Annotated in this window: 12 protein-coding genes; 8 read left to right on the forward strand and 4 right to left on the reverse strand. The window is 47.7% G+C overall.

The window, feature by feature from the left end; genetic code table 11:
• The first annotated feature begins 87 nt into the window (after positions 1-87).
• The 8 genes from HMPREF9069_RS08725 to HMPREF9069_RS00455 all read left to right on the forward strand — a co-directional run bounded on the left by HMPREF9069_RS08725 (position 88) and on the right by HMPREF9069_RS00455 (position 9,058).
• Positions 88-537, forward strand: coding sequence for a LytTR family DNA-binding domain-containing protein (locus HMPREF9069_RS08725; RefSeq protein WP_051317738.1), 450 nt, complete (start codon positions 88-90; stop codon positions 535-537).
• Between the two features lie 38 nt (positions 538-575).
• Entirely contained in the window at positions 576-1,067 is a 492-nt protein-coding gene (locus tag HMPREF9069_RS09495) for a hypothetical protein (RefSeq protein WP_021625098.1), read from the forward strand.
• Between the two features lie 764 nt (positions 1,068-1,831).
• Complete coding sequence (locus tag HMPREF9069_RS00430) at positions 1,832-2,908, forward strand: YdcF family protein (protein ID WP_021625099.1); 1,077 nt, start codon at positions 1,832-1,834, stop codon at positions 2,906-2,908.
• 56 nt (positions 2,909-2,964) lie between these two features.
• Positions 2,965-3,549 (forward strand): methylated-DNA--[protein]-cysteine S-methyltransferase, encoded by a 585-nt coding sequence (locus HMPREF9069_RS00435; RefSeq protein ID WP_021625100.1) that lies wholly within the window; start codon positions 2,965-2,967, stop codon positions 3,547-3,549.
• A 120-nt stretch (positions 3,550-3,669) separates the two neighbouring features.
• The gene (locus HMPREF9069_RS00440) at positions 3,670-4,323 is read left to right on the forward strand and encodes a Crp/Fnr family transcriptional regulator (protein ID WP_035437872.1); all 654 of its coding nucleotides are present in this window, start codon (positions 3,670-3,672) and stop codon (positions 4,321-4,323) included.
• A 272-nt stretch (positions 4,324-4,595) separates the two neighbouring features.
• Positions 4,596-5,348 (forward strand): pyruvate formate-lyase-activating protein, encoded by a 753-nt coding sequence (gene pflA / locus HMPREF9069_RS00445; protein ID WP_021625102.1) that lies wholly within the window; start codon positions 4,596-4,598, stop codon positions 5,346-5,348.
• Positions 5,349-5,360: 12 nt separating this feature from the next.
• Positions 5,361-7,631, forward strand: coding sequence for a formate C-acetyltransferase (gene pflB, locus HMPREF9069_RS00450; RefSeq protein WP_021625103.1), 2,271 nt, complete (start codon positions 5,361-5,363; stop codon positions 7,629-7,631).
• A gap of 500 nt (positions 7,632-8,131) precedes the next feature.
• Entirely contained in the window at positions 8,132-9,058 is a 927-nt protein-coding gene (locus tag HMPREF9069_RS00455; RefSeq protein WP_198009677.1) for an ATP-binding cassette domain-containing protein, read from the forward strand.
• 77 nt (positions 9,059-9,135) lie between these two features.
• Here HMPREF9069_RS00455 and HMPREF9069_RS00460 read toward each other — a convergent pair whose 3' ends face one another.
• From HMPREF9069_RS00460 to HMPREF9069_RS00475, 4 genes are all read right to left on the reverse strand, one after another.
• Positions 9,136-10,896 (reverse strand): vWA domain-containing protein, encoded by a 1,761-nt coding sequence (locus HMPREF9069_RS00460; RefSeq protein ID WP_021625105.1) that lies wholly within the window; start codon positions 10,894-10,896, stop codon positions 9,136-9,138.
• A 161-nt stretch (positions 10,897-11,057) separates the two neighbouring features.
• On the reverse strand, positions 11,058-11,681 hold the full coding sequence (locus HMPREF9069_RS00465) for a response regulator transcription factor (RefSeq protein WP_021625106.1): 624 nt from the start codon (positions 11,679-11,681) through the stop codon (positions 11,058-11,060).
• Positions 11,674-12,687 (reverse strand): hypothetical protein, encoded by a 1,014-nt coding sequence (locus tag HMPREF9069_RS00470; RefSeq protein ID WP_021625107.1) that lies wholly within the window; start codon positions 12,685-12,687, stop codon positions 11,674-11,676. The genes HMPREF9069_RS00465 and HMPREF9069_RS00470 overlap by 8 nt, the downstream gene beginning before the upstream one ends.
• Entirely contained in the window at positions 12,687-14,327 is a 1,641-nt protein-coding gene (locus tag HMPREF9069_RS00475; RefSeq protein WP_021625108.1) for a histidine kinase N-terminal 7TM domain-containing protein, read from the reverse strand. The genes HMPREF9069_RS00470 and HMPREF9069_RS00475 overlap by 1 nt, the downstream gene beginning before the upstream one ends.
• Between the last annotated feature and the right edge of the window lie 83 nt (positions 14,328-14,410).

A 14,410-nucleotide genomic window follows, 5' to 3' on the forward strand; every position in this document is an offset into this window, starting at 1 on the left:
TCTCAACTTGTGCAAGTTAACGTAACCAGAAGCGCATTTTCTCTCTCCTCCCTTATGCTTTCATTACACGAAGATATGGGAGAAGAGATGCTTATACAGCACATACAACAAGAGGGCCAGCGCGACATCAAGGTAGTCGTAACCAGTGCGCCATCTGACCCGCGCGCAACGAGGATTGTTGATAAGCTCAAAACACTCGATGGGAAGCTCATCGCATATGAACCTGGCACTATAACACGCCGCATGCTGCCATATAGCGAGGTGCTATTCATTGATATCCGTGCTCATCAATGCTGGATTCACTGTACTCATGGCATCGAGTTCGAAAGTTCTCAGCGCCTTTACGAACTAGCGGAGTCACTTGCGCATACAGAATTCATTCGTATATCAAAGCAAGTTATTGTCAATTTCGACAAGGTCGTGCGTATCCGACCTGAATTCAACCACCGTCTTATGCTTGAGCTAGAAGATGGTACGCAGGTACTCGTCACACGCAGCTACGTATCCGAAATTAAACGACGACTTAGCATGCTATAGGTCCCAACCATATATCCGTATTCTAAGAAAGGACAGCTATGAAAACAGAAAATGGCACGCTTTCTACCAGTATATTTGGCGAAGCATACGAGCATAAATCATTAACCGTAGTTGTGCGCGGCATATTCAGCGGCAGCGTATTTGCAGTTGTATTGCTACTTCTCTCTTGCATTTTTTGCGCAGTAACAGGCAGGTGGAATCAGGGGATAGCTATGTGCTGTTCTTTTATCGTAGCGAGCCTTTTGGGGGGATTGTTACAGCAATTTTGGTTTAGCTATGCACTGCTCATCAAGCCAAACTACCCCATTAGAATTGCTGGTTTTGGTCTCAGCTACTTTGTAGTTCTTGCATTTTGTGCTGCATTAGGCGCGTGGTTTCCCGCAAAAAACCCTAATGCATGGATTGGTTTTACAGTTTCCTACCTGCTCATTCTTGCCATCATTACCGCTGGCTTTACTCTTGCATTTCGCCGTCAAGGCGCCAGCTACAGCGAACGCCTCGCTACCTACCGCAAACAACAAAACAAGTAATCAGCAATCCAAATCAAAACAGGTAACCAACAATCCAGTAACCATCAATCAAAGTTCCCACAAAGGGGCTGTATCAAAAGTAATGCAGCCCTTTTTGGTGCGCCGAGCTGATGGGTAGCATGCTATCGACTTACTTCTGTAATGCTCTGCGTGTCAAAAGTCACACGCTCTTCCAAGCAGCGCAGTTCTGCTTATCAAAAGCCACGTTCCATTTCATCCTGCATGGCCACACGAATTCTCGGATCCAGACCAAAAGGGTTCCTAATTCATCATCTCGTGCGAAAAGGGTTCCTGATTCTCTTTTAGGACTACAAATGCGCAGGTAATTTTTTCGCCTGTGATGCTTTAGGAACCCTTTTCGACAGCGGGTGATGCTTTAGGAACCCTTTTTAAAGTGGGAGCATGAACAACGCATTCCTGCTTGCCAAAAGTCAAAATTTAGATAGATTTCGATAGATGGTTCATTTTTCGAGTTATAGGAAAATCTGACCTGCGCTTTTACGCTCGCTTACCTCGAAACTTGAACCATCTGTGAGTGTCGTGTTCGAAACTTGAACCATTTGCGGTTTGTATCCCACCTGCACTCGGTTTTTTAGCTAACGCTCATTAATTTAACTAGCACACATGAAGTTTGATGCGATACGTATACATTTGTGTAGGATAATTCTTCTGTCAGTTTTCTATACTAGAAAAAAGTCATTTGAATACCTAGTTTTGCTGTATCCCAACCAGCATTTCAAGCGCGACACAAAGAAGGGATCCCTGTGAATTTGCCTTGGAACCTCATCGTTTCACTGATTGCCACCATCCCACTGACAATCTCCGTCTTTCTTTTTGTCAGACAATGGCGACGCGAACGCAGAGTCCTAAGGTTGGCCGCAGAACTAGGGTTAGTTATTCTTTGCTTGGTATTCTTTATTGGCGGTATCAGTACACAGCTGGGGACTGAGTCGCCTTTTGTTCGCATCGGATTGGTAATACTTGCCATTATGGCGCTCGTTATTATTAGTTTCCCTTTTGTACTCATTATTTCTGCCATTGTGACAGGCATAACTCTTATTCGCCACGAAGGCCTCAAGCCGAGGAACTTGCTTTCCCTAAGTACTGGCTTACTTGCTCTGTTTTATCCTCTGGCGTGGAAACTCTTTCAACCTCAAACGAGCAACAGTACCCTTCTCACCATCTTTGGGATTGCATACACACTGTTCTCCACAGCGGTAGCCTTTATTTCCATTCTCTTTTTGCTCTACGTAGTAGCAAGCTGGCTCAATCTTATCCCCCTGCGTCGCAAACACTACGACTACATTGTTGTATTGGGAGCAGGACTCAGCGAAGGTCGAAAGGTGACTCCTTTGCTTGCCAAGCGCGTAGAAACGGGCATCAAGGCTTGGCACAAAAACCCCGATAGCACACTTATCATGTCAGGTGGACAAGGCGCAGATGAACTTGTCCCCGAGGCGCAGGCGATGAGCGAATACGCAATTGAACAGGGTATTCCCAAGGCAGCACTTATTGAAGAAAACCGCTCGGTCAACACGCTACAAAATATTCAGTTTTCCTTTGACATCATCAACGCTAAAGGCGGCACCAACCCCAACGTCAACCCACATGTGTTAATCGTGTCAGATGACTACCACGTATTTCGCGCACTGCTTCTCGCGCGCAACAATGGCTTTATGTGCGATGGACGCGGTTCACGCACACGCCTGTACTTCTACATCAATGCAATGGTACGCGAGTTTGTCGCATTTCTTGTATCTCAAAAAGCCCAACTCGCAAAACCACTGGCTATTGTTTTAGGTCTGGAGCTTTTTGTATTTATCATACAGTTGGTCTCGTAGCGTGTATCAGTGCATTATTTCCCAAGAGGTTACATCCATAAAATGGAGGTATAAGGATGATTGAGTTGGAGAAAAAGATGTTCCCCGTCTATTTTGCCACCTACTCGTCCCCTTTGGGCAAAATTTCCCTTGCTGCCAACACAGAAGGACTTTGTGGGGCATGGTTTGAAAACCAAGCGCATTTCGAAGAAAAGCTCGCTATACGTCTAGGCATTTCAACGGTGGATTTGCCCCACGGCGACATCAAAAGAAACGCAAGTCTCCAGAGTTCGCAGTCTATCTTACTTACCTGCAAATGGCTTGACGCTTACTTTGCAGGTGAAATACCTACTGCCCTCCCTCCTTTTTCTCTTCATGGGACAGCTTTTCAGGAGGAAGTATGGGCACAGCTAACTCAAATTCCTTATGGCATGCATACTACTTACGGCACACTTGCACATCAGATAGAAACTCAGCGAAATGACGGGCGACGCGTATCGCCTAGAGCCGTTGGCTCGGCAGTCGCACGCAATCCTATTTCAATTATTATTCCGTGTCACCGCGTTATAGGTGCAAATGGTAGCCTTACAGGTTATGCGGGCGGTCTTCAGCGCAAACAAAAACTTCTTGCCTTTGAACAAAGGACTATTGGAGTAATGTGACGCAGTATGCATCAAAATATAAATAAAAGCAGGGATAACATGGCAGAAAGCTACCACGAAAGCACCCACAGCAACCCAAAGGAAAATAATGCCAGCCCAAAGGATGCGAACCACACTTTTATGAGTTCTATCCATTTGTTTGCTGGACTGCCTGATGATGCCAAAGAAGATCTTATCTCAGGAGCAATACATGCATTACGGCCAAAAGGATCCATCTTGGTACATGAAGGCGATCCCATTAATTCCATTATTATTGTTCGCTCGGGTCGCATCAAAACATTTCGTACCGACAGTGATGGCCAGGAATACGTATTGGATGTTCTCCATGATGGGCAGGCAATTTGGCATGGCGTATTTATGGAAGAGCAGACCTATCACTACTCCGTAGGATGTCTTACCGATGTTGATCTGTATGTCATTCGCCGCCCTCATTTTGAGGCGCTCATCAAAAACAATCCTAGGGTAGCCATAGGACTTGTACATATGCTTGGCGCAGAACTTTTTGAAGCCGAAGAAAAAATTATGATGCTGGGTATACGTGACCCCCAGCGTAGGCTTGCAGAGTATCTGCTGTATCGAGATGAGCGATGCGTCGGCCCTGAAATTCGTCTTAAGTTACAAGATATTGCGGGCTCTGTTGGACTACGACCCGAGACGGTTTCACGCACTCTAAGTACCTTTGAACGCAAAGGTATGTTGCGTAGAGTTGGACAAGGAAGACTCTTGTTGCTCGATCGTTCTGCTTTACACGACGTAGCAGTTGGAAGCAACTAACTAGACAATTGGGCATGGGGAGTCGCCAGGCATACGAAGATACCTGTTGCAGACAGATGGATACGCGCAGAAAAACTTTGATTCAACAAACCTGAACCATGCAACTCAAATCCAACGCCCCGCAACTCAAAAAGGTTGCTGAATGAAAAGAATCACATCCGTGATGGAGTCGTGGATTTCCCACAACTTGATTCTAATCATAGAACGCGCCTCTCCCCCGCTTTAGATTGGCGTTGTACAACGTGAGGAATTGCTGCGGGGAGATGTAACAGATGCTGGGAAGGGTTCACTCGACAGAGTCGTTCGGTTCGGCCGACGGCCCTGGGGTGCGCTATCTCATTTTTCTCCAAGGCTGCTCGATGCGTTGTCGCTACTGTCATAATGTTGATACATGGGCACTCAACAAAGGTGAGCTCAGAGGTGCTGATGAACTGCTAGATCAGGCCGAACGCTATCGTAACTATTGGGGAGAAGAGGGTGGCATCACGGTAAGCGGAGGCGAAGCGCTTCTGCAAATCGATTTTTTGCTTGAACTCTTTTCCAAAGCACATAATCGTGGCATTAACACCTGCCTTGATACCTCGCTTGCGCCCTTTTCACGAAAAGAGTCTTATTTTGAAAAATTCCGAAACCTCATGCAGGTCACTGACCTCGTTCTCGCAGACATCAAGCATATCGACCCTGTTGCGCACAAAGCCCTTACGGGAAAGAGCAACGAAAACATCCTCGATGCGCTGCGATATCTCTCCTCTATCAACCAACCCGTCTGGATACGACACGTGCTCGTTCCCGGCATCACAGATGACGACGACTACCTCAAGCAAACACGAGCCTTTATCACAACACTAAATAACGTCGAACGTATTGAGGTATTGCCTTATCACAGCCTTGGCGCCTTTAAATGGGACAAGCTTGGCATCCCCTATACCTTGGGAGATACCAAGCCGCCAACTGCAGAACGTGTGGCTAACGCAGAGCGCATTCTTCTTGGAACAGATGAATGCGATGCAAAGCATAAATGCTAAGGAGGCATAGAAATGCAACTTCGTGACGAATGGAGCGGCTTCACGGGAGGCCACTGGACTGAAGACATCAATGTGCGAGACTTCATCCAGAAAAACTACACCCCTTATGAGGGCGACGAGTCGTTTCTCGTAGGTCCCACTGAGGCAACCGACAAGCTCTGGGGCAAGGTACAAGAGTTTCAGGCTCAGGAACGCGCAAATGGCGGCGTGCTTGATTGCGAAACCGAGATTGTCTCTGGTCTCACCGCATATGGTCCCGGCTACATCGACGCTGATATGAAAGACTTGGAGCGCATTGTCGGCCTTCAGACTGACAAGCCTCTCAAGCGCGCTTTTATGCCTTACGGCGGCATCAAGATGGCCCAGCAGGCAGCCGAGACCTATGGCTATCACGTAAACGATAAATACGATCAGATTTTCAATGAGTACCACAAGACTCACAACCAAGCCGTCTTTGATGCTTATACCCCCGAGATGCGTGCCGCACGTCACTCTCATATCGTAACCGGCTTGCCAGATACCTATGGTCGTGGCCGCATTGTTGGCGACTATCGTCGTGTTGCACTATATGGTGTCGACTTCCTCATCGCCAAAAAGCAGGAAGACCTCGCTAATTGCGGCGATCGCACCATGACTGACGATGTCATCCGCCTGCGCGAGGAAATCGCCGAGCAGATTCGTGCCCTTAAGGGTATGAAAGAAATGGCCAAGATCTACGGCTATGACATCTCTGCTCCTGCTACCAATGCGCATGAAGCCTTCCAGTGGCTTTACTTTGGCTACCTTGCTGCTATCAAGACCCAAAACGGCGCGGCCATGTCTGTTGGTCGTATTTCCACCTTCCTCGATATCTATCTCGAGCGTGACCTTGCCGCAGGGACGCTGAGTGAATCTGAAGCCCAGGAACTTGTTGACCACATGGTGCTCAAGTTCCGCATGGTCAAGTTTGCCCGCATTCCCTCTTACAACGAGCTCTTCTCGGGTGACCCCGTGTGGGCAACGCTTGAAATGGCCGGCCTTGGCATGGATGGTCGTCACATGGTGACCAAGAACGACTACCGCTTCCTGCATACACTTGAGAATATGGGACCTGCACCCGAGCCCAACCTCACGGTTCTTTACTCAAAGAATCTTCCCAAGAGTTTCCGCAACTATGCTGCTAAGGTTTCTATTAATACCTCATCGGTTCAGTACGAAAACGATGACATCATGCGTCCTGTCTGGGGCGATGACTACAGCATCTGCTGCTGCGTGTCCGCCACCGAAACTGGCAAAGAAATGCAGTTCTTTGGCGCCCGCGCAAACCTAGCTAAGTGCCTGCTCTACGCTATTAACGGTGGTGTTGATGCTAAGTTTAAGGACAAGCAGGGACGCAATATGCAGGTAGGTCCTGAGTTTGCTCCTATTACGTCTGAATACTTGGACTACGATGAGGTCATGCACAAATTCGACCTCATGATGGATTGGCTTGCTGACATCTATGTCAACATTCTAAACCTCATCCAGTACATGCACGATAAGTACTATTACGAGGCCGCCGAGATGGCACTCATCGATACCAACGTCCGTCGTACGTTTGCCACGGGCATTGCGGGCTTCTCGCACGTTGTCGACTCGATTTCGGCAATCAAATATGCCAAGGTCAAGTGTCTTCGCGATGAAAATGGCATTGTCTACGACTTTGAGACCGAAGGTGATTTCCCTCGTTACGGCAACGACGATGACCGCGCAGACGATATCGCTGTATGGCTGCTTAAGGCATTCATGACCAAAATCAAAAAGCATCATACCTATCGTGATTCTGAGCCAACCACCTCTATTCTTACCATTACCTCTAACGTGGTATATGGCAAGGCAACAGCTGGCATGCCTGACGGTCGCAAGCCCTACACGCCATTTGCTCCTGGTGCCAACCCTGCATATGGTGCCGAGCAGAACGGGCTGCTTGCCTCGCTAAATTCCGTAGCAAAGCTCCCTTATGAGTACGCACTTGATGGCATCTCTAACACTCAAACTATCAGCCCAAGTGCGCTGGGCAATGACCCTGAGCAGCGTAAGGCAAACTTGGTGAGTGTGATGGATGGTTACTTTGCTGCAGGCGCACATCATCTCAATGTGAATGTTTTTGATACTGACAAGCTCAAGGATGCAATGGAACATCCCGAAAAACCCGAGTACGCAAACTTCACCATTCGCGTCTCTGGCTATGCTGTGAAATTCATCGACCTCACGCGCGAGCAGCAACTTGATGTTATTGCTCGTACCTGCCACGATCAGATGTAGCACTACTCTGATGGAGCAAATCTCCAGCTAGAGATGCTGGGGGGCGGGTTGCTATTTGCTAGCCAACAGGTTGTCCCATTGGCCACCGTGGGTTCGTCTTGAATACCTAACAAACCGCCACAAGCAATTAGGCTGTGGCGGTTTGTTTTGGATACATAGGACAAATGCATGGCTGCTCGTATTTTGATAGATGGTTCGTTTCTCGAGTTGTAGGAAAAGATGGTTCATTTCTCGGACTATAGAAAAATGTGACCTGCCCTTTTGTGCTTGCTCACCCCGAAGCTTGAACCATTTGCGGTTTGTATCTGTGGTTTGTATCCCATCTGTGCTCCAAATAGCGAAACTTGCATGTGCTGGAAAGCGTCTTTTAATATTTATATAAAGTTAGTCTATACTTACTTTTTGATATAAACATCTAGTAGCAGAATGCGCATTGAAGGGAACAAAAACAAAAGCTTGCTATCGCTTCGGTTATGGCTCCCCACCCCACACTGCTCGCAATGGACGAACCTTCCTCCAACCTTGACGAGAGTACGGGCTGGGCCTTGGGCAAAACTCTTGCTCAGCTCAAAGCCAGCGGGCACACCCTTGTTATTGCCGAACATCGTATTGCTTACTTGATGAATGTTGCTGACCGCTTTTTCTACGTGCGCGACGGCCGCATCCAAGCAGAACTTACACGCAAGCAAATGCTTATGTTGAGCGACGATGAGCGCCGCGCCATGGGTCTGCGAGCACCGCGAAAAATAGTCCGCCCTGAACTTCCGTTGCCTCAGCTCATCCCCACGAACACACATGCGACACCTACCCTAGAAGTGCGTCAGGCAATGATGGCATTTGACCACCACCAGATATTTTCAGATGTGTCTTTTACTGTCGATCAAGGACAGATTGTTGCTCTTACAGGCATAAATGGAGCTGGCAAGACTACTCTCGCACGCATTATCGCGGGCCTTCTTAAATCAAAAAGCTCGCAAATTCTCATCAATGGCAAGCGACTTTCAGCCCGACAACTACGGCATAACGTGTGGTTTAGCCCTAATGATACACGGACAGAATTTTTTACTACCAGTGTTGCAGAGGAAGTCATGTTGTTGGTCTCCCCCAATGAGACAAACAAGGAGTTCGCGCGACGCGTCCTGCATGAACTTGGACTTTGGGAGCTAAAGGACCACTACCCCGCAACACTTTCGGGCGGACAAAAGCAACGACTATCTATTGCCTGCGGCCTTGTTGCACGTAGACAAGTACTGGTGCTCGACGAGCCTACGAGCGGTCTTGACTCTTACAATATGACACGCCTTGCTGAAACTCTTAGCTACGCTGCCCACAAAGGACAAGCAGTGCTTGTTATCACCCACGACAATGAATTCATTTCCAGCTGCTGCACTCATAACTACGAGTTGGCAAGCAAACCCTCTCACTAGATCGAGAGATAAAAGAGGTGCTGCCTGCAAAGCCAGCACCTCTTTTATCTGAAAATCTTTTTATTGCATATCAGATATTAGTTATCGGTCTTGCGGACCTTCATACTCAGAGCCACCGCAACTACAGCAACACCTGCAATAGAACTGGCGATAGGCAATATGCTTGTATCGTCACCAGTCTGAGGCAGCACCTTCCTCTTGATCTTCTTTACCTTAGTCTTTGTCTGAGGTTTGGGAGCAGGCTTAGGCGTAGGCTTAGGCTGCGGTTTGGGCTCGGGTTCGGGATCAGGCGTAGGAGCTGCAACCGCAAAAGGCAGCGTCGGCACTTCGAAGTCTTCGGCAGTACCAACAACACCAGCAGAATCAGTGGGAACCAAAGTCGCACGCGTATTAGTAGCCAGAGTGTAGTTGCCTGGCTGAGTAGGAGCTTGTTTCAAATCAACCTTGTAGGTCAGATGCACTGGCGCAAAGTTGGAGATGTTCTCATGGCTTGTCAGGGTGATTGAATCAGACGCAACATCATAGGTCAGGGTGTAGCGAAGCTTTGTGGTATCAGGATCAACAAACTCCCAAGTATTCTCACTCTTCTTGTTTGCGGTCAACTGAGTATCGCCCACGGTCAGAACAGCACTACCAGCCTGGAAGTCAAAGTTGTAGTTATCGCCTTTACCCATCGAGTCGGTAATCTTGGTCTCGGGACCGCAGGCATACAAGATATTATTAGCAATCTCACCGAAGCCTATGTCCGTCTTGCCCTTGTTAAGTTCGTCCATAAACTTCTTGGAGAAATCAGAGTCACTGCCCGTACGCACAGCAAAGCAGTGATAACCTTCCGCAACCATTTGCTGATATGTGTTGTAGGCTTCATATACCGCACGGTCAACAGCCATTGCATGCTTTGCCTGGGATCCATGCTCAATAAAAGCAAAATTAGTATCGATAATAGCGCCCGTAGCAGGGTCTTTTACTTTAGTAGTTGCGTCATTACCATACTTTTCAAAATCTCGTGCGTAGGTATCGCCATCAGCTGCAACCCACTCTTGAAGTTGAGTGTAATAGGCATTCCAGCTACCAAAAGGCATGGTGTAGTCAGAACTATCAGGAGTGCGCGTTTGCCTCCACTCATCAATCATTCCAAAATAGACAAAACTTCTCAGATCACAATCACTGGCGGGCTTTTTCGAATTCGGATCGGAATAAGTGTACTGATAGTAAATATCCTTTACTTTGCCATCACTGCCAGTAAAGAGACGGGTCAAACCGTCACTTACCAAAATCATGTATTTACGATTGGCGGGGGTTGCGCTATCGCTATCAAGCATATCCTTGGCCTTAAGCAGACCGTCATGCATATTGGTACCGCTCTTGATGCTGCCCGTGTATCCATTCTGAATAGCAGCCTTAAAAGCATCAAGACTTCCTGCATTCAGGGCAGATAAATCTTTTTCTACCTTGCCATCGCCCTTGAATGAAACAACACCAACCTTAACCTGCTCAGCACCCTTGACCTCAGTCACCAATTTGTCGAGGGTATCAAGAGCGCCATTAATTGCATCGTCTTTGCAGCTAGAGTTATCTACTACAAATACGATATCAGAGGAAAGCTGAGCCTCGGAACTGGGCACCTGAAGGTCAATCTGAGCTGTCTTACCCTCTTCAAGCCACTTGGCGGTCTTGGACTTCTCAATATTCCAAGTAGTATCTAATTCTTTCGCTTGCGATACGACAGGCTTAATACCAAACATCGACAACGACATGGCTACAGTCAACGCTGCAGCAGTGACATTGCGGAGTGTTTTGCTTACAAAGCCATGTCTTGCACTCCTACGAATGTGCATTTGATTCCTCCTTACTACATTTAAGCTAGATTTAGGACTTCTATAAGAATACTTGTTTTTCTTTTACCTGCAGCCCAAAGCTTCAGTAAGCGCATTGTTTTTTTCGGTATAGAACCACAAAAGCGCATTGTGAAAGGTAATTTGCAACGCAGCGCTAAACTTTATACTCCACTAATAACAGCGCCAGAATCAACTGCAGCAACAGCCAGCATTGTTCGCGTAGCAAAACCTGTTTTGCTTAACATACTTTGAATGTTGTTACCCACAGTGCGGTCAGATAAGCCTAGACGCGATGCAATCTTGGCATTGGTTGCGCCTGTTGTCAGCTCGCGAAGGATACGAACTTCCAGCGGCGTAAAGTCACTCACCAACGCATCACCCAGCTGCACCTCAGGTGCAGAAGTAGGAAAAACTCGCTCGCCTGACATTGTGCGATGTATAAGCTCGACAAGCGATATATCACTTGCAGTCTTGTACCAAAATCCATCCACACCAGCGCTTTTTGCCCGCGCAATAAAATCCACTTCGGGTTGGGAGGTTACCACCAGAACCTTTATTTGAGGCATGCTTCTCTTGAGCTTTGATGCTGCCTCGAGTCCACTCGCACGACCTGCCGTCACAACATCCATCAGCACTAAATCCACGGAATGCCCTAGACACCACGCCTCAGCAAGTGCCGCACTAGCAAGTGTTCCTGCAAGCTCGCACTCCTTCGATTCCTGCACAATAAGCTCAAAGAGGCGCGCAGCGATGGGGTCGTCTTCTACTATCAGTACCTTATGCATTATCCGCCTCGCTTTCGTCTCCTTGTAGCAACAACACCAGCAACTTAAACTGAGGCCACACTTCAATCTGCATTGCACCACCCGCAGATTCTATTTTTTTGCGCAACGCCGTAAGTCCACCACCTTCAACAATAGGCCCCTCTGGCACCACACCATTATTAGTAAGTTCACAAGACCAGCCGCTGGTAAGGCGTTTTCCCTCAATAAAAAGTTCGTCACCATGTGCATGTCGCATGAGGTTCGTCAGTGCCTCCGCCCCCGCTGCCAACAGTAGACTTGCCGCTTCACCTTGCTGTGGCAATTCTCCCCATGTCTGCAGCTTTATACCTACCGATTGAGCGGTATCGCGTAACTGCTGCAAAAGGTCGGTTTCTTCAGGCGTTTCTTTTCCCTTTTCAGACAGAACAAGCTCCGCACTAAGCCGCCAGCGATTCCAAATGCCTTCAACGACCGCTACATTGGAGCATTCATTGCGCAGTAGTGCATGGGTCTCTGCCAGCAACCGCCCCAACTCATCATGCACCGCAGCCTTACGGTCAAGGAGCTCGCGTTCCACCATCAAGGATTCAACATCCTGCGCATAGGCATGGAGCTGCTGTCCACGCTTTGCAAGCAAGACGTTTTTCTTTTCGAGCTCACGATTGAGCAGTATAAGTTCGGTAACCTTATACGCAGTAATTTCTATGGCCTCCTCGCCACGATAGGGAATATGGGCTCGATGTAGATGCCAATATTGTCCTCGCAACTCCACGATAACATCCTCGGCATAGAGTTTCGCCAGCTGGGCATCTCCAGAAAATTCTCCCGCTAGCAACATCTCCCAAAAAAGCTTTGCGTTATCAAGCGGAGCACCAAAAAACTCATGGCAAAGCTCATCCATACACACATTAACAAGGATGATTAACCCGTTATTTTGGGCGAAGACTACACCGCTAGGCATCGTATCGATGCCTTCTTTTATCGCAGTTGCGGATGTCCTAATTGTCAGTGGGGATAAGATAGACATTACGAACACCTCCCCAGTGGCATTGCAAGCTCAACGCACCAAGAGTGCCCATCAAGTTGGGTTTGTACCTTTGCACCCAGACGCTCTGCTCGCCTGCGTGTGCGCAAAATACCTTCCGCGGCAAAAGCATCCTCGGCACATTCCAGCTGTAGATTTAACAGCAAATAATCCACTTCTACTGAAAGATTTACCAACAAAGCTGAGAGTGTCGGATAGACCCATTCGACAAGCTCTTCAAAAAAGTCATATGCTACCTCGAGATTTTGCAAGGAGGCCTCTGCCTCACCTGAGTTCAACACCGTAGCACTTCTACCTGCTTCGCTCAGATGATCGCATGATTCTCGCAGACACCAGAAAAGCTCGCTGGTACTTGCCATAGGATGCTGACTTTCGATGATGACAAGATTGCAACGACGCTTGATGTAACAACCCACCACACAGAGCTGTGCTAGGAGTTCGGAACGCTTGTCTACAAGCGCCTCTCCTTCATCAACTAAGTGGTGAATCAGGGCAAATTTATCCGCAAGGTCATGTTCAATACGGCTAAAAAGCTTTGCACGCACATCAAGCTCTGCTCGTCTGCGTTTGATATCAACACGAGCCTGCGCTAGCTCTGCATTTTCCATTAGCTCTGTGCTCTGCTCTTCTAACTGGTGGCGGGCTTGATATTCCAGACTGTTATCTTCAACCCAACAAAAACTGCCTCCTGACACGGAGATACAGTGCACTGATTTGCCGATGGAAGCGCTCTGCTTCCAATGAGTGGGCGCATTTTTAGAAGCCACTAACACCTGACCCTGCTCGTCAAGCAAAGCTGCCTGGAGCGAAGATGCTTCAAATAGCTCTTGATAATTGCTGTTAGTACGAATAAGCCCCGCTGACATCAAACTCTCATACTCAAACATCACAAGCAGACAATAAAAGCCAGTCATATCTGGGTGCTCAAGCAGCGGATATAAAACCCCATACATAATGCCCACAACAAGCGGAATCAGTGGCATTACCAGCCAATTTCGACTATAGGGAACATGACTGCGACGAATAATGATAACTATGGTTCCAATGGCACACGCAATAATAAATGCTATAACGATATAGCGAAGAGGACCATACGTATAGCCGTATCTATCCCAAAAGGCAGAATCTGAAAAGCAAAACATCAGTTGATGCACGTCATTAGAAAACACACCAAACGCGAGTAGTACTCCAATGACAAGAAGTACTACATGTTGCCAAGTGGGATGCCAAGCCATAGGCTTGTTGATGGAGACGGCACAAACCACGCTGAGAGCTGGTATTAAACAAATAGGCAAATAGTAGGTATACCAAAGGTAGCGAACGAGCGTAGCGTCTTCTACATAGTGCCATTTGATTATGCGTATTATCATCCAAAGCAGCATCAGCGCGACTATGCCTAATAGCAGATAACGTGTCCATCGCTGAACGATATTGCGTACGCGAAAAAAGCTCCAACCCAAAAGCACGAAAATCAAATAGATGTCATATACAAGTCCTGGTGAAGATACAAAGGGTCCTAACCAACTGCCCAAAAATTTCCGTAGTAAAAACCAGATAAAAAATGCAGCTAAAAGCAACGCTGTTGCACGATAACTCCGTAATTTTCTCAGCGCCGTCTGCATCGCTCTCCCATCGTCTTTGTCATTTATTGTGCAATGAGCACCGCAGATAAAAAAGAGTAATTCTGCTCTATGCAACAAGTGGT

The sequence above is a fragment of the Atopobium sp. oral taxon 810 str. F0209 genome (assembly GCF_000466405.1).
GTDB lineage: Bacteria > Actinomycetota > Coriobacteriia > Coriobacteriales > Atopobiaceae > Olegusella.

Bases quoted from the DNA above. Each gene is read 5' to 3' on its own strand.
- HMPREF9069_RS09495 (WP_021625098.1), top strand. From the start codon at position 576: ATGAAAACAGAAAATGGCACGCTTTCTACCAGTATATTTGGCGAAGCA.
- HMPREF9069_RS08725 (WP_051317738.1), top strand. From the start codon at position 88: ATGCTTATACAGCACATACAACAAGAGGGCCAGCGCGACATCAAGGTA.
- HMPREF9069_RS00435 (WP_021625100.1), top strand. From the start codon at position 2,965: ATGATTGAGTTGGAGAAAAAGATGTTCCCCGTCTATTTTGCCACCTAC.
- HMPREF9069_RS00465 (WP_021625106.1), bottom strand. From the start codon at position 11,681: ATGCATAAGGTACTGATAGTAGAAGACGACCCCATCGCTGCGCGCCTC.
- HMPREF9069_RS00475 (WP_021625108.1), bottom strand. From the start codon at position 14,327: ATGCAGACGGCGCTGAGAAAATTACGGAGTTATCGTGCAACAGCGTTG.
- pflB (WP_021625103.1), top strand. From the start codon at position 5,361: ATGCAACTTCGTGACGAATGGAGCGGCTTCACGGGAGGCCACTGGACT.
- HMPREF9069_RS00440 (WP_035437872.1), top strand. From the start codon at position 3,670: ATGAGTTCTATCCATTTGTTTGCTGGACTGCCTGATGATGCCAAAGAA.
- pflA (WP_021625102.1), top strand. From the start codon at position 4,596: ATGCTGGGAAGGGTTCACTCGACAGAGTCGTTCGGTTCGGCCGACGGC.
- HMPREF9069_RS00460 (WP_021625105.1), bottom strand. From the start codon at position 10,896: ATGCACATTCGTAGGAGTGCAAGACATGGCTTTGTAAGCAAAACACTC.
- HMPREF9069_RS00470 (WP_021625107.1), bottom strand. From the start codon at position 12,687: ATGTCTATCTTATCCCCACTGACAATTAGGACATCCGCAACTGCGATA.
- HMPREF9069_RS00455 (WP_198009677.1), top strand. From the start codon at position 8,132: ATGGACGAACCTTCCTCCAACCTTGACGAGAGTACGGGCTGGGCCTTG.